The organism is Streptomyces sp. NPDC012794, assembly GCF_042901085.1.
Classification (GTDB): domain Bacteria; phylum Actinomycetota; class Actinomycetes; order Streptomycetales; family Streptomycetaceae; genus Streptomyces.
Genome location: NZ_JBIBCI010000007.1, coordinates 165300 through 185309, shown reverse-complemented (window position 1 = coordinate 185309; position 20010 = coordinate 165300). Strand labels below are relative to the sequence as shown.

Genomic DNA, 20010 nt, shown 5'->3' with positions numbered 1-20010 from the left:
AGGGAGGACCACATGCCGACTTCTGTCATGTCCACGACTAATGGACACCATGCCCAGGAGCCGCCCGCCGCCGTCTGGGCCTCGAACCTGCGAAAGTCCTACGGTGACAAGCTCGTCCTCGACGGGATCGACCTCCACATCCCGGCAGGCACCGTCTTCGCCCTGCTCGGCCCGAACGGCGCCGGCAAGACCACGGCCGTCAAGATCCTCTCCACCCTCGTCTCCCCCGGCGCCGGCTCCGGCGACATCCGCATCGCCGGCCACGACCCGGCCACCGACCCGCAGGCGGTACGCGCGGCGATCGGCGTCACCGGGCAGTTCTCCGCCGTCGACGGGCTGATCACCGGCGAGGAGAACATGCTCCTCATGGCGGACCTGCACCACCTCTCCCGCGGCCAGGGCAAGCGCCTCGCCGCCGAGCTGCTGGAGCGCTTCGACCTCACCGACGCCGCCAAGAAGCCCGCCTCCACCTACTCCGGCGGCATGAAGCGCCGCCTGGACATCGCCATGACGCTGGTCGGCGGGCCCAGGATCATCTTCCTCGACGAGCCGACCACCGGCCTCGACCCGCGCTCCCGCCACAACATGTGGGGCATCATCCGCGAACTCGTCAACGGCGGCGTCACCGTCTTCCTCACCACGCAGTACCTGGAGGAGGCGGACGAACTCGCCGACCGCATCGCGGTCCTCAACGACGGGAAGATCGCCGCCGAGGGCACCGCCGAGGAGCTCAAGCGGCTCATCCCCGGCGGGCACGTCCGCCTGCGCTTCACCGACCCGGCCGCGTACCGGTCCGCCGCCCTCGCCCTGCGGGGAGCCACCCCGGACGACGAATCCCTCGCCCTGCAGATCCCCAGCGGCGGCAGCCAGCGCGAGCTGCGCTCCATCCTCGACTGGCTCGACGCGGCCGGCGTCGAAGCCGACGAACTGACCGTCCACACCCCCGACCTCGACGACGTGTTCTTCGCCCTGACCGGCGGCACCCGCGTTCCCGACCAGCCGAAGGAATCCGGCCGATGAGCTCCCTCTCCCTCGCCGTGCGCGACTCGTCCACCATGCTGCGCCGCAACCTCCTGCACGCCCGGCGCTACCCGTCCCTGACGCTGAACCTGCTGCTCACACCGGTCATGCTGCTGCTGCTCTTCGTCTACGTCTTCGGCGACGTCATGAGCGCGGGCATCGGCGGCGGCGGCGCGGACCGCTCCGAGTACATCGCGTACCTCGTCCCCGGCATCCTGCTGATGACCATCGGGGGCACCGTGGTGGGGACCGCGGTGTCCGTCTCCAACGACATGACCGAGGGCATCATCGCCCGCTTCCGCACCATGGCGATCCACCGCGGCTCGGTGCTCGTCGGACACGTCGTCGGCAGCGTGCTGCAAGCGATCGCCAGCGTGGTCCTCGTCGGCGCCGTCGCCGCGGCCATCGGCTTCCGGTCCACCGGCGCCACCGCCCTGGAGTGGCTCGCGGCGTTCGGACTGCTCGCCGCCTTCGCCCTGGCACTCACCTGGATCGCGGTCGGCATGGGCCTGATCAGCCCGAACGTCGAGGCCGCCAGCAACAACGCCCTGCCGATGATCCTCCTGCCCCTCCTGTCCAGCGCCTTCGTCCCGGTCGGCGCCATGCCGGGCTGGTTCCAGCCGGTCGCCGAGTACCAGCCGTTCACCCCGGCCATCGAAACCCTGCGCGGACTGCTGCTCGGCAGCGAGATCGGCAACAACGGCTGGCTCGCCCTCGCCTGGTGCCTGGCCCTCACGGTGCTCGGCTACCGCTGGTCCACGTCTAAGTTCAACCGCGACCCGAGGTAACCCCGACCAGGTCCACCCCGAGGCGGCGTACCCCGACCCCAGGCCGGCGTCCGCCGCCCGCGGGCGTTCTCGGCCCCACTGCCCTCACGCGAGGTCGGAGAGCAGCACGTCGAGTACCGTCTCCTCCTCCACGCGGACTCCCAGCTCCAAGAGGGCCTCCCGCAGGGCCGGTTCCCAGGGAGCCTCGGCCGGCTGTCCGGCGAGTGGCGGCAGGCCGTCAGCATCCGCCATCGCTGCGGCGCGGTAGTCGGCTGCCGTGTAACGCCACGGCCGCCAGGGAACGCGGCGCAGCAGGGCCGAGGCGATGCGCAGGCCGCCCCAGTCGAAGTCTCCGTGGTAGTGGAGCGCCGCCCCGCCTTCGTGCAGGTGGCGGAGGAGGACGAGAGCGGCAGCGGACGGCTGCCCCTGGAGACACACCAGTGGCGCGGAGCGCGGGCCGTACGCTTCAGCGGCCGCAGCGAGTACCGCCGGGTTCTCACAGATCCGAACGGCCGGGGCCGCCGGGGCGGGTGGCCTGCGGATCAGCTGACGGAGGGTCAGCACGGACGGCTCGCCGGCGTCGGCCATCCAGTCCAGCGCGGGCGTGCCCCTCAGGTTCAGGGTGAGGACCGTCGAGGACAACTCGTCGCGCAGGAGACCCGCCGACGCCCACGCCTCCCGACGCCATGCGGCACCCGTCCCGTCGGGGAATCCCGTCAGCGCCCGGATGCCCGACAGGGTGATCGTCGCCAACGGTGCGCCGTCGTCCAGGGCGTGGGCACTGCCGAGCCGCCGGGCCGCGAAGGCGGGGAGCGACGAGGGCGGGTCCACGGGAAGGGAGCCGAGGGCGACGGCGGCCTGGCCGAGGAGGGCACGCGCTGCGGCGGGACCGCCGGCGAGGCGCCGTACGAGACCGTCACCCCGGAGCCGGGCCGCCCAGGCGGCGAGCGCCGGAACCTGGTCCGCGAGCGCGTCGATCGGGGCGTACGCCTCCTGCCAGGCCCGCTCCTGCGCCTCACGGGCCGGGCCGAGGAGGACGATCGGCCCGGTGAGGGCCACCACCGCCGGGGCCAGGCCGCCGGGGCTGATACCGCTGCGGCGCAGGACGGCGTCCACCTCGTCGAGCCGGACGCTCAGGGAGCGGCCGCTGCCGGGAGAGCGGCCAAGGAGCCGCTCGGCCGACGCCCTCTGGGACGCGGTGGGCGCGCTGAGTGAAACCGGACCGGTGAGAGGCTGTTCACGCTCCAGGCGCCGGCGCGCACGGTCGACCAACCATGACAGGCCGGGGTCTCCCAGCAGGCGGCGCAGCCTGGCGTGGTCGACGGGCGCGGCGGCGGGCGTCAGTTCCACAGCGGCTCCGGTCCGGCCGCTTCCGCCGCCGCGTCCACGAGATCCGGCGGCCGCACCGGGTCCTCGCGGCGGAATCGCCGTGTGCCGTCCCATTCCCAGCGGGTGACGAGTACCGCCGCCACCTCGTCGATCCGTGACAGCTGGGCGATGGCGATGCCGGGGACTTGGGGATAGCAGGCCCATTCGCGCTCGCTGGTCATGACGACGTCCAGGTCGAAGGCCTGGAGGAGACCCAGGCACTTGGCCCGCGAGTCGTCGTCGACGCCCGCGAACGCCTCGTCCAGGGTGACCAGGCGGGGCGCGTACGGACTGCCGGCGCTCGCGTAGTGCGAGGAGGCCGCGGCGAACAGCGGCACGGACACGGCGAGGACTCGCTCGCCGCCCGAGGCCGGGCCGGTGGCCGGGACCCAGCGGCCGTGCTGGTGCCGCTCGACCCCGAATTCGTGCCAGGACCGGTAGTCGAGCGCGGCTGTGAGGTATTCGAGCCAGCTGCCGGAGGTGTCGTCGGTCTGCTGCCGGGCGATCTGGGCCTGGAGGAACTCGCCGACGGCGGCACGGTCCTCCGCCGTCCAGGCGTCGGCGGACTGGCGCAGGCGCTCTCGGGCCTGGGCGAGTCCGGAGGGGGCCTTGCGGGACGCCCGCCAGACGAGCCGCAGTTTCATGCCCGTGGAGGTGGGGCGGTCCTCCAGCTCGGCGTTCATGTCACGCACCTGACGCTCGGCGGCCCCGATGAGCTCCTGGAGGGTGCCCGCGACCTCGGTGATCAGGTGGGTTTCGAGGATCTCCCGTTCGTGGGCGGACAGGATGCGGGTCAGCTCACCGACTTCGGCGGCGAGCGCCTCGGCGAGTTCGGGGACGGCCCGCTCGCGGCCCTGGTAGACGATGTCGACGACCATGCCGTCCTCCACCATGCGGGCGGAGGCGGTGTGGCCGTGCCGGGACAGTGTGTCCTGGAGGGTCTTGAGTTCCTCGCTCAGACGGCGCTGTACGCGCTCCCACGCACCGTCCGAGTCATCGGCCGACGACAGACCCGCCTCGATGGCACGGGCGAGCGCGATGGCGGGCGTTGCCGCCCAGGGGCCGTCGCCGGCGCCGGGCACCTGGAGGCCGGGCAGGGCGACCGCGATCAGTCCGGTGGTGGTGAACCGTTGCAGCCCCGCGATGGCTTCGGCGCGCGTCCGCGCCGCTTCCGCGAGGTTCTTCCCGAGCCGCTCGATGTGGCCTTCGGCCTTGCTCGCCTCCCGTCCGGCCTCGGCATGGCGCTGCCGGGTGGCCTTCTGGTCGGCCTCGCAGGCGCGCAGGGCTTCGGCCGTTTCGGTGAGCCGTCGCTGAAGTTCGGCTACGGCCGCGCCGACCGTGGACCGCAGTGTGGTGTGCCGCTCGTCCGCCGCCGCCGCCTCCCGTCCGGCTTCCTCGGCCCTCAGGGCGAGTTCGGCGGTCCGCTCGCCCGCCCGTACGGCCTCGGCGCGTTCCTCCTCGGCCTGGCGGGCCGCCTCTGCGCGTTCACGCAGCGCCGGCCAGAGGGCGGCCAGGGCCACGGCGAGGGAGCCGTGCGCCCGGCGTACGGCGGCCAGGCCTTCCCGGTCGGCGGGCAGGCCCAGTTCGGCCGTCGTCCCGGCGAGGTCGGTGACGGCCCGCTCTGCCCGCCCGGCCGCCTCGGTGAGGTCGACGGCGCGTTCCTCGCGTCGCAGCCGGGTCCTGCGTACCGCCTCGGCGGCGGCCGTCACCTGGGCATGCGCGCGGGTGAGGGTGCTCTCGTCGGGTACCGCGGCCAGCTCACCGTCGAGGGTACGGCGACGCGCGGCCACCTCCTCCACCTCCGCCAGGGTGACGTCCAACTCCTCCTGAAGGCAGTCGAGTTCCGCGCTCAGGTCCGCGATACGGGCCCGCCGGGCCGCCTCCCGGGCGCCCTCGCCGACGTATTCGGCGGCGGGCTTGGCCCAGCGGCCGGTGAGCGCACCGACCCGGAACCGCCCGTCGGTCGCCGCCCAGGTGGCGGCCCCGCTGTCCCCTCCCGCACCGATGGCGGCGAGCAGCCGCACCACCGTGTCCTCGCCCACCGCCGAGGCCCGCACGTCGCCGCCGTCCACGGCCGGGCGCAGCAGCCCCCCGAGCGAGGGCCCCGCCACCGGGCCGGCCGCCGGGGAGAGGAGTACGTCGTGCCCGTCCGCGGTCAGCGCCGAGCCGTCGGGCAGGATCCAGGCGTCGAGCAGCCCGGACGCTTCCAGTGCCGCCTCCAGCCCGGCGCGCTCCCGGTCCGGGAGGCCGCCGTCGAAGTCCACCAGCCGCCACAGCGGGGCGCCCGGAAGCCGCTCGCGCAGGCCCGGCGTGCGGGTGGGCGGGGGCTGGGGGGTGCGGCGGCCGCCTGCCTCCAGCGCGGTCAGCTCCGCGCGGACCCGGCCGGTGCGCTCCGTCAGCTCCGATGTCCGGCGTGCGGCTCCGGCCGCCCGGTCGGCCAGCCGCACCGAGGCTGCGCTGTGGGCGCGCGCCGCGTGTACGCGGGCCGGGTAGGGCCCGTCGAGGTGCCGCGTCCACTCCTGGAGCTCGTCGAGCAGGCCGGCCGGGTCGGGACAGGCCAGCTCGGTCCAGGTGCGCGCGTGTTCCCGTACGTCGTCCAGCAGGGCCTGCCCGGCGCGGGCCGCGGCCTCCTCCGCCCGGCCGAGTGCCGCCGTCGTCTGGTCCAGGTCGGTGTCCGCCTCGTCGAGCCGGACGGCAGCCCGGCGCCGCCCCTCGACCGCGTGCTCGGCCTCCGCCAAGAGGCCCTCCGCGTGGGCGAGCACGCGCTGGCCGCGGTCCGTCGACTCTTGGGCCGCGCGCCGCAGTTCGGGCTCGGGCAGCCGGTCGTCCGCGGGCAGCTCGATCCGCGCGGCGTCGGCCGCCTCCTGCGCCTGGCGCAGGGTCTCCTCGGCCCGCCGGCCGGCAGCGTCCAGCCGGTTCTCGGCGGCTCCGAGCCGCCCGAGCGCCCGGGTGTGCAGACCTGCGGCCTGATCCCGGTCGTCGCGGGCCCGGACCAGGGCGTGGGCGGTCCGCTCGACCGCTGTCGCCGCCTGTTCCAGCTCCCGGGCGTTGCGCATCTCGGGGCCCTCGCGCAGGGCGCTGTCCTGGGCCCGCAGACGTGCTTGGGTCTCTTCCAGAGCGGCGATCCGCTGCTCGGCCTCCGCCCGCTCCTCCTCGGCCCGGGTCTGCTGGGCCTGCGCTTCGGCGAGGTCCCGCTGGAGGTGTTCGTAGCGGGAGTGTTCACCGCGCGGGAGGCGGGCGCGCCTGCGGGTGGCGATACGGGCGTAGCGCCGGTAGTGCTCCAGGAAGGCGGAGGCGGCCCGTTCGGCGGCGGACGCGGCGGCCAGTTCCTCCTTCTCCTCGTCCAGGGACCGGAAGGCCTCGGCCACATCGGCGATGACCGCCTGATCCATCGGCGGCAGGGCCTCGGTGAGGGCGCGGGAGAGCGCGGCCTCGTTGGGGCGCTTGGACAGCTGGGGCTGGCGGAGCTGGATGAGCAGGTCGACCAGGGCGCCGTAACGCTGCTCGCCCAGTGCGAAGAGGGCCTCGTCGACGGCCCTGCGGTAGGTCTTGGCCTGGTCGTACACCATGCCGTGCCCGGCGACGGCCTCCGCGAGCCGGTCCCGGGACAGCGCGGTGCCCGTGGCGTCGAGCAGGCTGAGGGACCCCTCGGCGGATGCCTCCGGGCCGTGGTCGACACGCTGGCGGGTGAGCGCGTACCAGTGCCGGGCGATGCCCCGCCCGCTGACGGCCTTGAGCCCGCAGAGCAGCGTACGGAAGTGCCGCTCGCCGCTGGCCTCGTCGAGCCTGCCGAACTCGATCCAGGTGTAGCCGAGCCGCTCGGAGTGCGGGTGCTCGCCGCCGAGGAGGAGGTTCCACTCCATCCTCTTGCCCGGGTCGCCGTCGGGTTCTACGCGGCGGGAGCCGAGGTCGCCGTCGAGGAGGAACGGCAGGGTCAGGGCGAGCACCTTGGACTTGCCGGTGCCGTTGTTCCCGCGCAGGAGCAGGCGCCCGTCCCGGAAGTGGAATTCCTCCACGTCGTAGTGGAAGAGATCGACGAGTCCGATGCGCAGGGGCTGCCAGCGGGAGCGCAGCGGGTCGGGGAGGCGGGTCACGGCGTGCGGGCCTTTCGCTGCGCGGGCATACGTGCGGTGCCTGGTTCAAGGAGTACGGTCGCGCCGACCGCGTACCGGGCGAGGGCGGGACGCGGCGCCACGCCGTAGGCGGTGCGGGAGACCAGGCCGAGGGCGGCGAGCCGGGCGACGGCCTGCGCGACGAGTTCGGCCTCCATGCCCGGCTCCCGCGCGGACTTGGCCCAGAACCCGCCGTGCTCGGCGGCGAGTTCCCGGACCCGGAGCGCCAGCTGATCGGCGGTGACCGGGCCGCCCGCCCCGGCCAGGTGCTCGGCGAGCAGCAGCGTGACATGGCCGTGGGTTCCCTGCTCGGGCATCCGGACGTCGGTGAGATCGTCGTCCGGGTCCACCATGGCGATGCCCTCGGCCCGCACCTCGGGAACGAGTCCGGTCAGCTCGGTGATGCGGGAGGTGAGAAAGCCTCGCTGCCGGGTGAGGTAACCGAGTTCGGCGTCGCTCAGCTCGTCGTAGTAGAGCACCGGATCGTCCAGCAGTCTGCGCGTCAGCGAGCGCCGCATCGCTCGGAAGCGCAGTTCGTCGCTGTCCAGGGCGGTTTCGGCGACGAGTTCGGCCAGCCGGTCCCCGAGGGTCTCGGCGTGCACGGTGGAGGGGCCGCGGCGGGCCGCGAGCAGGCCCGCCAGCACCCTGCGTTCCACGTCGTAGAGAACATCGCCGGCTCCGCTGACGTACGCCTCCTCGTCACCGGCGACGCGTCGCAGCACTCCGAGGCTGAGCAGGAGCCGTACGACGGCGGCGAGGTCGAGGCGCTCGTCGCGGCGGTCCAGGGTGAACTGGATGCCCGCCCGGGAGAGGTGGGGGTCGGCGGCGTCGAGGACGACCTGGTCGGCGAGGCGGCCGAGGGCGATCTGCCCCTCGCCGCGTTCGAGGGCGGCCAGCGCCAGGCACAGCAGCACGTAGCGTCGGCGGGTGAAGGGGGCGGCGGCGCGGGTGGCCTCGCGCGCGGGGTGGGTGGGGTCGGTGAGGACGCCGGGGATCTTGCGCAGGCGGGCGGCCTCGGCATCCGTCTGGAGGGCCCAACCGGTGTTGCGGTCGAACCATTCGCGGAGCTCGGAGGCGTGCCGGCGGACGAGGCGGAACTCGTCGGCGTACCGGCCGCGGGCGAGCAGGAGGGGCTGCTTGAGCAGGGCGCGGGCCGCCTTGCGGAGATCTGCGGCGTGCTGTCCGTCGAGCACCTCTGCGAGCGGAGTGCTCATCGGGCGCCGCCGCCGTCCGTCAGGTCGAGGATCTCGATGAGGTGGTCGGGACCGCGGAAGACACCCTCAGGGGTCCGTATCTCCGCGGTTCCGCCGTCGGCGAGCGCGCTGAGCCGGATCTCCATGGAGCCGTCGTTGCTGGTCGCCACGGTGTGCCGCATGCCCGGCCGCCAGGTGGCCAGCGCGTCGCCCAGCAGCTGGAGGAAGAGCCCGAAGGACACGGGATCGAGTTCACCGAGCCCCGACAGCCGGGTGATCCCGCCGGTGACGAGCCGGGAGCGGGCCGCCGCGGTCTCGGCGGCCTGCTTGGCGGCCACCTCGGCGAGCCTGCGACGCGGCTCCCCCCGGTCCTCGACCTTGCGGGGCTTGCCACGCCGCTCGTAGCTGCCCGTACGGCGCAGCTGGGGGCTGATCCGCAGCGGCTCGGCCTCCGACCACGGCGTCGCGGCGGGAACCGGACGGGCCGCACGGGCGGCCAGGGTCTCGGCGTCGACGGTGAGGTGCCGCGCGGGGTAGAGCCCGAAGGCGGTGCGCCACAGCCGGTGCCGGGAGTCGTCGTCGGGGGCCTCGGCGAACCACCGGGCAAGGGTACGGAAGTCGGCGGACCGGTCGGAGCGGCCGGCCCTGCGCTCGTTCAGCGACCGTACGACGGCCAGGAGCTGCGGAATCGCGCCGAGGGCCCGCCCGCGCAGCAGCCGGGCCTGCGATTCCCGCCCTTCCCGGCTGATGAACCACGCGGCGAGCCCGGACCAGCGCCCCGCCCACCGCTCGTACGCCTCCCGCTCCGCCTGCCCCGCCTCCTCCGGCGACGCGTCGGCGGCCTCACGCCGTGCGGCAGCCCGCAGCAGCGGCCCGATGCCGCCGCCCTCTTCCAGTTCCAGGATGAGCCGGGCGATGCGCCCGCCGAGGGTGATCAGGTCCTGGATGAACCTCTCCAGGTACTGGATGAGCCGGTCCTTGTAGGCGAGGAAGACTTCCTCCTCGACGTCGTGGAGGTCGATGGTCCGTTGCAGGGACCCCATGAAGGCGCGGGCGTTGTCGGCAAGTGCGGTGAACCGGCTCGCCAGCGTGTCAAGCGCCAGGTGGGTTTTGGCCTGATCCGGCTGTTCCTCGGCTGCCAGCACGAGCAGGGCCCGCAGCTGGGTGACGATGTCGTGCAGGGCGACGGCCTGCAGGGCGCCACGCCGCCCGAGCGCTTCGTCGTAGACGCCGAGGGCTTCCTCGGCGGCCTCTCCGGCGCGGGTGAGCTGGTAGATGAAGCGCTTCCGGTAGAAGTCCTCGACGGCGGTGACCCGCGCGGTATCGGGATCGGCGCGCAGATTCCCCCAGCCGACGAGACTGTCCAGCGCCTTCACCACGGCATCCAGGTCGGCGGTCCGCACCTCGCCCGGCAGGGCGGCGTGCACGTCCTCGGGCCGCAGGTGCACCGCGAACCGCTCCTTGGCCGTGACGAACACCCGCATCACATGACGGTAGAGAGCCGTGTTCTGGACGGTGAGATGGGCGAAGGGCCCGTACCCGTCCGGTCGAGGCTGCGGGGTGCTGGTGGTGGCGGTCATCGCCGGCCATTCTCGCGCATCAGCCGTGATCGCAGACAGTGACGAAGGCACTCGGCTGAAAACGGCCGCCGGACGGCTCGGAGCGATCACCGCCACGGCCCCTGAACACCTCTGCCGGACTCCGAGAGGGCGCGGGAAGCGGCTGGTCCTCCGTCTCCCATCGTTGCCCCCGGTCGCATGACGACATGCCTCCCCCTGTGCCTGCGGTCGGCTCCCCGCTCGACGTGGTCTACCGCCTGGAGCAGGCGGAACAGGAAACCCGAGCCCGCGAAGAACCGCGTGTCTCCTGGCACGGGCCACCGAGTCGGTTCCTCGCGGCCTGACACGGAATCCGGCCGGGCGGCGACACCGCACGTCGGGGTACCCCGATGGCACCAGATGGGCCGAGCTGGCGGTTTCAGGCCAATGACCAGGCATTTTCCGGAAACTGGCGAGTTCGCTGCCAGGGGTTTTCGGTACGCTCGCCCGTCCGTGTGTCAGCCGCACGGGGAAGACGCAGGGGGACGAAGAACGTGAGCACCACCACTGACCCGGCCGGCGCCGGCCACCGCATCGCCATCGTCGACGAGGACCCGCTGCGCGCCCGGCGCGAAGCGCGCGAGCTGCTCGCCGCCCTCGCCGAGGCCGATCCGCGGGCCGCGCTCGATATCCCGCGCCCTCGGCCCGAGGACGAGTCCGACAAGGGTGGCCCGGTCACGGACCTGGTCGGGCTGATCTTCAGCGGGGGCTCCCTCGTCGCGGCGAGCATCCAGGTCTGGCTGGCCCGCGTACCCCAGCGGACCATCGTCATCACCCGGGCGGACGGGACGACGCTGAGCGTGTCCGGCAAGGAGGCCCGGGCCGACAGCGAGCTGATCGACAGGTTCCTCGCCGACGGTGCGTCCGACACCCGTGACGAGGACGCGGACGGCGGCGAGGCGGGGCCGGGCGCGCAGTGAGCGGCAACGACCGGTACGCCATGCTCATCGGCGTATCCACGTACGACAGCGAGCACTACCACGACCTGCCGCCCGTCCGGGCCGACCTGCACTACATGCGGGCGGTGCTGGAAAGCACCGAGATCGGCATGTACAACGACTGCGCGATGGTCGCCGAGCCGACCCGCGCCGAAATGCTGTACGCCGTCGAGCAGTTCCTGGAGGACCGGCAGTCCAGCGAGACGGCGCTGCTCTACTTCAGCGGGCACGGCCAGTTCTGCGAGGCCGACGGGCAGCTGTACTTCCTGACCCGGGACGCCGACCCGGACGACCTGCCGGGCACGGCCGTCCCGGCCGAGTTCCTGGAACGGATGCTCACGTCATGCCGGGCCGCGTCCAAGCTGGTGCTGCTGGACTGCTGTTCCAGCGGGTCCGTCGTGCAGGGGTGGACGGCCAAGGGCGGCAGGGACGCGGACACCGGTGACCGGCCCGCGCCCAGTACGCTGCTGCGCCCGACCGGCGTGTACTTCATCACCGCCTCCGACGCTCTCCAGGCTGCGTCCGCCATGGCGCCGAAGGGGTCCTCCCTCGGTACCTCCCGGTTCACCGGGGAGATCGTGGAAGGCCTGCGGAGCGGGCGGATCAAGGAGGGCGGCTGGATCACCCCGGACGACCTCTTCGAGTACCTGACCGCGCAAATGGTGATCAAGGGCGTCCCCGAAGAGCAGCGTCCGACCAAGTCCACGATCCGGGCCACCCGTTCACTGCCCTTCGCCCGCTCGGTCGCCCGTCCGGTCCGTCTTCCCGACGCGCCGCGCGACGCGGACCGTGCCGCCGCCCGGTCCGGGGTCTCCCCCGCCCTGCTGAAGGCGCGGCAGCTGGTCGCCCAGGACGCCGGAGAGGGCGTCGACCCGCAGCGGCTCCTGCGGTACTACGCGCACTGCCTCGGCGCCCAGGCGGCGTCCGGCATGCTGCCCGACCGCGACGGCGGCCGGGGCCGGGCGTACTTCCTGCTGGGCCAGGGCCCGGAGTCGATCCAGTCCGGGCTCGGGCACTCCTTCCCCGCCCCCGGGCAGCTGCCCGAGCCGAAGAACACGGGTGCGCAAGCCGACGGGGCCGGGCTCCAGGAGTTCTGGTACGGGTATCCCGCGATCACCCTTCCCGAACGCGGCGGGGACGGCCGCCGGCGGGCGGCGGTGCGGATCGCGCCGCTGCTGGTCCAGCCGATGGAGCTGACCCCGGACGAGAACGGCCGCGACCTGCTGCGTCCGAGCGGGGTCCCGTCCCTGCACACCGGCGTGATCACCGAGCTGCTGTCCGACGACGAGGCCGGCGAGCTGCTGGCCCGCTGGCAGCCGAGCTGGCAGGAGGGCAACGGCAGCCAGATGGTCAAGGCGGTACGGGAGCTCCTGACCGAGCTGGGCGTTCCGGAGCTGGAGCCCCTCGACCTGTCCTCGCTCAGCGAGCGGTCCGTGATGGACTCGCTGCGGCCCGGCGCCCACAACGCCGCCGTGCTGCTCGCGCCTTCCGGCATGGAGCGGGTCGCGACCGAGGGCCTGGTCGACAACCTGCTCCAGATGTCCACGCGTTCCGGACAGATGGCGGGTACCGCGCTGGAAGCCCTCCTGACCGGTGGCGGCGACCGCGGTGACGGGACGGATCGTGATGGGGCGGCCGTGAGGGTGGTTTCCCCCGGCCCGTGCAACGAGAGCCAGGAGCAGGTGATCTCCTCGGCGATGACCCGCCGGCTCACCGTCGCGACCGGCCCGCCCGGTACCGGCAAGAGCGAGGTGGTCACGGCAGTGGTCGCGACCGCCGTCGCCGCCGGGCAGTCCGTACTGGTCGCGTCCACGAACAACGAGGCCGTCAACGTGGTGGCCGAGCGCTGCGACGAGATCTCGCCCGGCCTGCTCATGCGGACCGGGAACGTGGAAGCCCGGGAACGGGAGGCCGAGAAGCTGGCCGGACTGCTGGCCCGGCCCGCAGCGGCCCCGGCCCGTGGTGCCGCGACCGTGGCCGGTGAGCTGCGCAACCGTCACGCGCGTACGGCTGCGCTCCGGGCGGAGGCGGCAGGGCGGATCGGCGAGGAGGCGCGCCTGCTGGAGCTGGTCCGCGAGCGGGCCCGGCGGGCGGACGGGCTCGCGCTGCCCGTCCGGCTGCTGGAGGGCGCCTGGTCGGCGGAGGAGCCGGCTGCGCTCGCCCGCTGGGAGGAGCGCGCCCGGAGGGCCGCCGGAGCCGGATGGCTGACCTTCGGCAGGTGGCGCCGGGGGCGGGCCCTCACAGCCCTCGCGGGTTCGTCCGGCGGCGGATCCGAGGCTTCGTGGCCGTCCTGGGCCGCGGAGCGCCCTGCCCCGCCCGAGCTGCTGCTCGGCCTCGCGGAGGCCGTGGCGGTGGAGCGGGCCCTGCGGGAGCTCGTACCGGCGCATCTGGCCTGGGACGAAGAGGCGCTGAAGCAGGCCCGGCTGGACAGCGCCGCGGCGTCCTCCGCGGTGTCCGGGGAGCTGGCGCAGGCCGTGGCGGCCGAGGGCATCGTGCGGGGCCGGTCGCTGATGAACCAGCGGCTCCAGGCGCTGCGTCGGCGCTCGGGATTCCAGAAGAGCCAGCGCAACCTGATGGCGCACCTGAAGGCGTGGGCCATCAGTACGCACTCGGTGCGCCAGCTCGAACTCGCCCCGAAGCTCTTCGACCTCGTGGTGATCGACGAGGCGAGCCAGTGCTCGATCCCATCGGTGCTGCCACTGCTGTTCCGGGCGAAGCGGGCGCTGATCATCGGCGACCCCATGCAGCTCGGCCACATTCCCGGGATCAGCCCGGAGCAGGAACGGCAGGCCCGAGTGCGGGCCGGCCTGACCGCCGCACAGTTGGAGGACCACCGGCTGGCCTACCACGTGTACGCCTCGTACCACGCGGCGGCGCAGCACGGTGAGGCGGCGCTGCTGCTCGACGAGCACTACCGGTGCCATCCGCAGATCGCGGACGTGGTCAACGGCTACTGCTACGCCGGCCAGTTGCAGGTCCTCACCGATGTCCGCAGGCAGGTCCCGCCGGTCGATCCGGCGGGGACGGCCGATCCGCCTCCGGTGCTCGGCTGGGTGGACGTGCCGTACGGCGAGTCCGCGGCCGGCAGCGGCGGCCGGTCCTGGCGCAACCGGGCCGAGGCGGACCAGGTGCGGCGGACGGTGGACGAGCTGCTGGCACGGCTGCCCGAGGACGCCACGGTCGGGGTGGTGACGCCCTTCCGCGCGCAGAAGGAGGCGCTGGCCCCGGTGTGGGCCGGTGACGACCGGGTCCGGGTCGGTACGGTGCACGCCTTCCAGGGCGGTCAGCGCGACGTCATGGTCCTGAGCCCGGTGGCCACGGACAACACCCCGCCGAAGACGACGCACTGGGTGGCGAGCCAGGTCAACCTCTGGAACGTCGCGGTCACCCGGGCCAAGTCGCAGCTGATCACGGTGGGGAGCCATCGCTTCTGGCAGGGGCAGGCGGGGCTGCCCTCCCTGCTCGCGGAACGCTCGACCGTGCTGCGCGCGGGGGCCTCCGCAGACCGGGACACGGTCGCCGGTCCCCCGGCGGCGCCCGGATTCCGCGAGGAGCTCGCCGACCGGCTCCAGGAGTATCTCGGTACCCGTGGCATCACCGACCTGGAACGCGCGGCGGTGGTCGGCGGGCACACGGTGGACCTGCTGTTCACGGTGGACGGGGAGAACACGGCGGTGCTCATCGACACGGGCCCCCTGCCCGAGCAGGATCCCGCCCGCCATCTGCGGCTCGTCCACGCACGCGGTGACCTGCTGATCGGGCTGCCGTCCGGGGGGCGGGGGGCGAAACCCGCGCCAGTGGCCCGGACGGTGCGGCTGCCGGCCTGGCGGGTGCCGGCCGGGGAGGCGATGCTGGATCCGCTCTTCACCTGACCGCTCCCGCACGGAAGGGGGCGGTGAGCCCGGGTCATGCGCACAGGCAACGGACGACGTACGACATGTGCTGGACGTTTCCCACACGGAGCCAGACCGTCGCGTTGCCCGTCCCGGAGGCACCCCGCCCGTCCCGGCAGTCCCGCAGCCAGCTCTCCCCCGCCCCGGCCCCCGCGCCCCGGAAGCCCGGCAGCTCGGTGAGCTGCCGGGCTGCCGCCCGGTTGACCGTGGTGCGATCCTCGCCGCGGGCGAGGACCTTGGCGAGGACGAACGACTCCTCGGTGGTGTAGCGGAGCGTTCCCCAGGGCGGGCCGCCACGACCGGCGGACGCCTCGCGTGCGAGGGCCCGGACGGGCTGGATGCCGTAGTCGCCGTAGCTCAACCAGGACACGTACCCGCGGTCGCTGTCCGACAGCTCGCGCCAGGTGTGCCAGTCCCTCCGGGGTTCGGCGCGCAGGCCGTGCTCCAGCTTGTCGGCGGTCACCTCGGGGAACGCTCCGCTGAGGACGGCGGCGGTGCGCCACGCGGTCAGCGGCATCAGGGCGTCGAGGGCGCGCAGGGCCTCCTTCGCGGCCTCAGCCCGGTCGGCCAGGACGGCGCCCAGGTCGAGCAGGAGGTCCGTCTCGACGGCCGGATCCGCCTGTGCCAGGAGACCGCGTACGGCGAAGGCGGCGGCGCCGTCCCACTCCCTGGGCACGGCAACCCGTATGCCGAGGCCGTTCCCGCTTGTCCGGGCCTGTGCCAGGGAAGCCGCCTGGTGTGAAGCGGGGCGGTCGGGGCCGGTGACCGGCCGCAACGGGCCCAGTCCGCCCAGTTCCGCCAACACGGAGGACAGTGCGGTGAGTTGTCCGGCGTCGGCGAACGGGGCGTCGAGCCAGGCAGGATGGTGGCGCTGCCTCCTGCTCACGGCGTGCGCGTCACGCCGGATCTGCACGCGGAGGGCGTCCGGCGGAAGGCCCGGCCGCGGAGGCAGGTTCCAGAGTGGTGTGACGGCCGACTGCACAGCCGGGTCCAAGTGCTGGTAGGCGGCCAGAGCGTGCGGTTTGGCCGGCAGGACGGGAACGTACAGCGGTCCGGACATGGCGGCTCCCCCTCGGCTCTGCCCGTGCCCTCTTCCCTCGCCCCCAGGTTCTCCTGTTTCGGGAAACCCCGGAAACAATGCGTTTCCAGCCCAATTGACCGAAAATTGTCGGACTGCTGGCCACTCGGACAGTCCAAGGCGGGGGTAGCCGCCGAATGGGGCCGCGAGGGCTGCGCTTGCCCAGGGGGCCAGGGCTGCCGCGATGTGGGCGGGTGCGCCGAGGAGTCCGGAAAGGCGGCCGTAGTGGGTGGTGCCCAGCGGCCGGTGACGGCAGTGGCCTGGAGGAGGGGTGAGGTTGCCTCGGACGACTCCGGTGATGACCGCGAGGAAGACCAAGAGGGGCATGCGGCCCGGGATGAGGGCCAGCGCTGCCGTGGTCACGCCGCCGAGGGTAACGAGGGCGACCGTACGGGTCGTGACGGACGTCCGGGTCGACAGGCCTGTGTGGAGGGTGCGGCCGAGGGTCTGGCCGGCGCCGCCGAGTCCGAGGGCCCAGGCGGCGGTTGCCGCGTTCGCGCCTCGCTATGGGAGGAGCGGGATGAGGCTCATGACGACAGTACGTGGCGAAGCCGGAGAGGGTGAAGGCCGCGGCCAGGAGCAGGAAGGGGCGACTGCGGGAGGCCCTCCCTCGGATCGGCACGTGCCCTACGCCCGCTCGCGCGGATGCGCGGCCGCTTCATGCGGGTACTGCGGTGCCTCCGGGCCGGGAGTGAGCTCCTCTGTGCAGTGCGCGCAGCGCCGTGCGCGGACGGGGACCGGGCTCAGGCAGGCGGGGCAGTCCCTTTTGTCGGCCTGGATGTCCTGGTGCGGTGCGAACCGCTCGTGGAGCCTGTTCACCGGAAGGACGACGAGGAAGTAGAGGGCGGCGGCGACCAGGGCGAAACTGATGGCCGCGTCGATGAAGCCGCCGTACGGGAAGTCCGTGCCCGCCACCTTGAAGGTCCGGGATGTGAAGTTGCCCCGTACCCCGGCTGCCAGACCGACCAGCGGGGTGAGGAACGCCTTCACGAAGCCGTTGACCACGGCAGTGAAAGCGGCTCCGATCACGATGCCGACCGCCAGATCGACCACGTTCCCGCGGAGTATGAATCCACGGAAACCCTTCAAGCCCTTCACCAACATCCCTGCTCCTCCTCTTCAGCCGGCGTTCGGGCACAAAGCCACACGTGACCGTCTTCCCGCCGAGGGACCCCGCACCCCTGCCCTTTCGTGCGACCTGAACCGGCGCCCGGATTAGAGGCCGCTTCCTGGGCAGGGGGAGGAGCATGACGACGACGCTCGGTGCCTTCGTTCTCGGCACTCCCGATCCGCCCGCCCTGGCCGACTTCTACCGGGCCCTCCTCGGCTGGGAAGAGGTCGAGCGGGAGCCGCAGTGGGTACGCCTGCGCGCCCCGGAGAAGGAACGCCCCGGCCTCAGCTTCCAGCTGGAGACCGACCACACGCCCCCCGTGTGGCCACAGCGCTCCGGCACCCAGCAGATGCAGGCGCACCTGGACCTCGAGGTCGACGACCTGGAGGCGGAGATCGAGCGGGCCCGCGCGCTGGGCGCGACCGTGGAGGAACACCAACCGCAGGAAAGGGTAAGGGTCCTGCGCGACCCCCACGGCCACCTGTTCTGCCTCTTCCTCCCGGGCGCCTGACCGCCGGCCCGAGGGGGACTGCCCCGCCCGCGACGGACTGCCCGCCCGTCCCGTGCGCGGTGGCGCGACGGCTCAGCGGAGCAGTGCCGCCCGCGGGGTGATGCCGTACCGCGTACGCAGAGGTCGATGGCGAGGTACAGCGCGGACAGGCGGTCCACGCCGAACCGCTGCCTCGGGATCACCGCGTACTCGACAGCCTGCCAGGCCGTGGGCAGGACGCCGGAGAGGTAGACGAACCGGTCGTCGGGCCCCTCTGCGGGCACGGTGGGGTGTTGCGGCTGCCCGGGTAAAGATCGGGTAGGGGACCCAGCGACGGTTTCGTACGGGAACGGGGATCGGCTTGCCGGGTTTGACGGGGATCGATGTGGTGTACGCCTGTGTGGGGCTGGGGGCTCTGTGCGCGGCGGTACTCCCGACCGCGCTGGCGAAGCGGCCCCTGTCGTTGCCCATGGTGTTCCTGGCAGCGGGGTTCTTGGTGTTCCTGCTGCCGCTCGACGCGCTTCCCGCGCTCGATCCCGTCCGGCACCGCGGTGTGGTGGAGCACCTCACGGAGGTCTGCGTCGTCGTCGCGTTGATGGGGGCGGGGCTGGCCATCAACAGGCCGCCCGGCTGGAGGGCCTGGTCGACGACGTGGCGGCTGCTGGGTTCGGCCATGCCGCTGACGATCCTGGTCACCGCGGCCGTCGCGGGGTGGCTGGTGGGGTGGCCGCCGGCCGTGGCCCTGCTGGTGGCGGCCGCCCTCGCTCCCACGGACCCGGTGCTGGCCGCCGAAGTACGCGTGGGGGAGCCGACCGAAGACGACGAGGACGAAGTCCGCTTCGCGCTCACCAGCGAGGCCGGACTCAACGACGGCTTGGCCTTCCCCTTCGTCCTGGCGGCCATCACATTGACCACAGCCTCTCCGACAGGCTGGTCCACCGATGGGCTCTGGCACTGGGCATGGAGCGACATCCTGGTACGCAGCGTGGTGGGACTGGTGGTCGGGCTCGGTGTGGGGCGGCTCCTCGGCTGGATGTTCTTCCAGGCCTCCTGGAGAGCACTGCGGCTCTCCGAGCACCGGGAGGGCTTCGTCGCGCTGGCCGCGACCTTCACTGCCTACGGGCTGACCGAGCTCCTGCACGGCTACGGCTTCCTCGCCGTGTTCGTCGCCGCCTGCACGATCCGCAACGCGGAGCGCGCCCACCGGTATCACCGTGTCATGCACGCCTTCACCGACCAGGTCGAAAGGCTGCTCACCGCCGTCATCCTCTTCCTCGTCGGCGGCTTCATCGCCGACGGCGGCCTCGCCGCACTCACCTGGCGCGGAGCCGTTCTCGGTCTCGTGCTCTTCCTGCTGATCCGCCCGGTCGTCGGCTGGGCCGTACAGATGCGGGGCGCGGCCGTGGGAAAGGAGCGCATCGCCATCGCGGTGTTCGGCATCCGAGGCATCGGCTCCTTCTTCTACCTCGCGTACGCACTGGGTGAAGCAGACTTCGCCGCCCCGGCCCGCGAGCTGTGGGCCGTGGTGACCTTCACCGTGCTGCTCTCTGTGGTCCTGCACGGCATCGCAGCCACACCCGTTACAGCCCGGCTCGACCGCTCGGCCCCCGATGGAGGAGAGCCGAGCTCAGACGGACAGGCTCGCCTCGGTTGACCGGTCCAGGGCCTTGGCTGCATCGCACGCAGGGTCCGGCTCGGTCCGCTGCGTCCGTCGAGCTGGGAGCATGGGGGTTCCGTGTGGAGCAGCTGGTGACGAGCCGCGCGATGTCGCAGATCACCGGGCAAGCGGCCGAGCCGGGCCTACGCAGGGTGGTCTTGTACGTCAGCGGTCTGGGCCGTCGCCGGCTCCACCATGCTCAAAGAGATACTTCGCCTGCAGCGCACCAGCCAGCTGGATTTGACCGGACCGCGTCCCGTCCAGCTGGATAGGCCCGTCATCGCCGACCGGGTCGATGGGGCGCCGTCTGCAGAACGGTGGGCAGGTAGAAGCGGCGGGCTGTCAGCTCTGGCCGGCGGGGGAACCGGGCCCGTTTCTGACGGTCCGTTGGCGGCATTGGCGGTGAGCGCGGCTGTGAGGTTGCCGTGGGGGCGAAGGACGTCGCGAATGCCTGTGCCGCTCATACGGCGGTCCGGGGAGGGGCCGGGGGGGGACAACGTGGAGGCTTGTTCGGGCGCGTGCTGCCAGGAGTAGGCCGAGCAGCGTGGAGTCGGCGCACTCGAGGGAGCCCAGGTGGACGATCAGTTGCAGCCCTGCCGCGGTCAGAGAGCGGGAGAAGGCGGCGTCCAGTTGCTCCTCGCCCTCAGTGGTAACGGCTCCGCGCAGGACCTTGATCCGGGCACCGGGTACGGCATGACCGTTTCGAGCAGAGTGAGGCGGGCGGGAGAGTCCGCTCGGTAGCCCATCGCGGGGCCTTCGGCATCGAGGGCACTCGGGGGCTTCCG

At 73.0% G+C, this 20010-nt stretch carries 12 protein-coding genes; 6 read left to right on the top strand and 6 right to left on the bottom strand.

The annotated features are described in order from the left end of the window. Positions 1-12 precede the first annotated feature (12 nt). Positions 13-1020, top strand: a complete 1008-nt coding sequence (locus ACFY7H_RS15965; RefSeq protein WP_388938397.1) for an ATP-binding cassette domain-containing protein — start codon at positions 13-15, stop codon at positions 1018-1020. Next, entirely contained in the window at positions 1017-1808 is a 792-nt protein-coding gene (locus ACFY7H_RS15960) for an ABC transporter permease (RefSeq protein ID WP_388938396.1), read from the top strand. The genes ACFY7H_RS15965 and ACFY7H_RS15960 overlap by 4 nt, the downstream gene beginning before the upstream one ends. Before the next feature lie 84 nt (positions 1809-1892). On the opposite strand, the gene ACFY7H_RS15955 is transcribed toward ACFY7H_RS15960, so the two are convergent. The 4 genes from ACFY7H_RS15955 to ACFY7H_RS15940 are packed head-to-tail and all read right to left on the bottom strand — an operon-like array spanning position 1893 to position 10040. After that, positions 1893-3137 (bottom strand): TIGR02679 family protein, encoded by a 1245-nt coding sequence (locus ACFY7H_RS15955; RefSeq protein WP_388938394.1) that lies wholly within the window; start codon positions 3135-3137, stop codon positions 1893-1895. Then, positions 3128-7249, bottom strand: coding sequence for a TIGR02680 family protein (locus ACFY7H_RS15950; protein WP_388938392.1), 4122 nt, complete (start codon positions 7247-7249; stop codon positions 3128-3130). The genes ACFY7H_RS15955 and ACFY7H_RS15950 overlap by 10 nt, the downstream gene beginning before the upstream one ends. Next, positions 7246-8481 carry a TIGR02678 family protein gene (locus ACFY7H_RS15945; RefSeq protein ID WP_388938390.1) on the bottom strand — a complete coding sequence of 412 codons (1236 nt, stop codon included), beginning with the start codon at positions 8479-8481 and terminating at the stop codon, positions 7246-7248. The genes ACFY7H_RS15950 and ACFY7H_RS15945 overlap by 4 nt, the downstream gene beginning before the upstream one ends. Further along, entirely contained in the window at positions 8478-10040 is a 1563-nt protein-coding gene (locus ACFY7H_RS15940) for a TIGR02677 family protein (RefSeq protein WP_388938389.1), read from the bottom strand. The genes ACFY7H_RS15945 and ACFY7H_RS15940 overlap by 4 nt, the downstream gene beginning before the upstream one ends. Positions 10041-10552: 512 nt before the next feature. On the opposite strand from ACFY7H_RS15940, the gene ACFY7H_RS15935 reads away from it, so the two are divergent. Both ACFY7H_RS15935 and ACFY7H_RS15930 read left to right on the top strand, forming a co-directional pair. Further along, positions 10553-10978, top strand: a complete 426-nt coding sequence (locus tag ACFY7H_RS15935) for a hypothetical protein (RefSeq protein WP_388938387.1) — start codon at positions 10553-10555, stop codon at positions 10976-10978. After that, positions 10975-14868 carry an AAA domain-containing protein gene (locus ACFY7H_RS15930; RefSeq protein ID WP_388938385.1) on the top strand — a complete coding sequence of 1298 codons (3894 nt, stop codon included), beginning with the start codon at positions 10975-10977 and terminating at the stop codon, positions 14866-14868. The genes ACFY7H_RS15935 and ACFY7H_RS15930 overlap by 4 nt, the downstream gene beginning before the upstream one ends. Before the next feature lie 34 nt (positions 14869-14902). Here the strand turns inward: ACFY7H_RS15930 and ACFY7H_RS15925 are convergent, their stop codons facing one another. Continuing rightward, positions 14903-15949 (bottom strand): hypothetical protein, encoded by a 1047-nt coding sequence (locus tag ACFY7H_RS15925; protein WP_388938384.1) that lies wholly within the window; start codon positions 15947-15949, stop codon positions 14903-14905. Between the two features lie 645 nt (positions 15950-16594). After that, a complete protein-coding gene (mscL, locus tag ACFY7H_RS15920) occupies positions 16595-17071 on the bottom strand; it encodes a large conductance mechanosensitive channel protein MscL (protein ID WP_388938383.1) in 477 nt (158 codons plus the stop codon). Positions 17072-17214: 143 nt separating this feature from the next. Here mscL and ACFY7H_RS15915 point away from each other — a divergent pair, with 143 nt between their 5' ends. After that, on the top strand, positions 17215-17589 hold the full coding sequence (locus ACFY7H_RS15915) for a VOC family protein (protein ID WP_366868050.1): 375 nt from the start codon (positions 17215-17217) through the stop codon (positions 17587-17589). 349 nt (positions 17590-17938) lie between these two features. Then, positions 17939-19222 carry a cation:proton antiporter gene (locus tag ACFY7H_RS15910; RefSeq protein WP_388938381.1) on the top strand — a complete coding sequence of 428 codons (1284 nt, stop codon included), beginning with the start codon at positions 17939-17941 and terminating at the stop codon, positions 19220-19222. Positions 19223-20010: the final 788 nt, after the last annotated feature.

Coding starts and splice junctions, on each gene's coding strand:
- ACFY7H_RS15965 (WP_388938397.1), top strand. CDS start 13: ATGCCGACTTCTGTCATGTCCACGACTAATGGACACCATGCCCAGGAG.
- ACFY7H_RS15915 (WP_366868050.1), top strand. CDS start 17,215: ATGACGACGACGCTCGGTGCCTTCGTTCTCGGCACTCCCGATCCGCCC.
- ACFY7H_RS15940 (WP_388938389.1), bottom strand. CDS start 10,040: ATGACCGCCACCACCAGCACCCCGCAGCCTCGACCGGACGGGTACGGG.
- ACFY7H_RS15945 (WP_388938390.1), bottom strand. CDS start 8,481: ATGAGCACTCCGCTCGCAGAGGTGCTCGACGGACAGCACGCCGCAGAT.
- ACFY7H_RS15925 (WP_388938384.1), bottom strand. CDS start 15,949: ATGTCCGGACCGCTGTACGTTCCCGTCCTGCCGGCCAAACCGCACGCT.
- mscL (WP_388938383.1), bottom strand. CDS start 17,071: ATGTTGGTGAAGGGCTTGAAGGGTTTCCGTGGATTCATACTCCGCGGG.
- ACFY7H_RS15960 (WP_388938396.1), top strand. CDS start 1,017: ATGAGCTCCCTCTCCCTCGCCGTGCGCGACTCGTCCACCATGCTGCGC.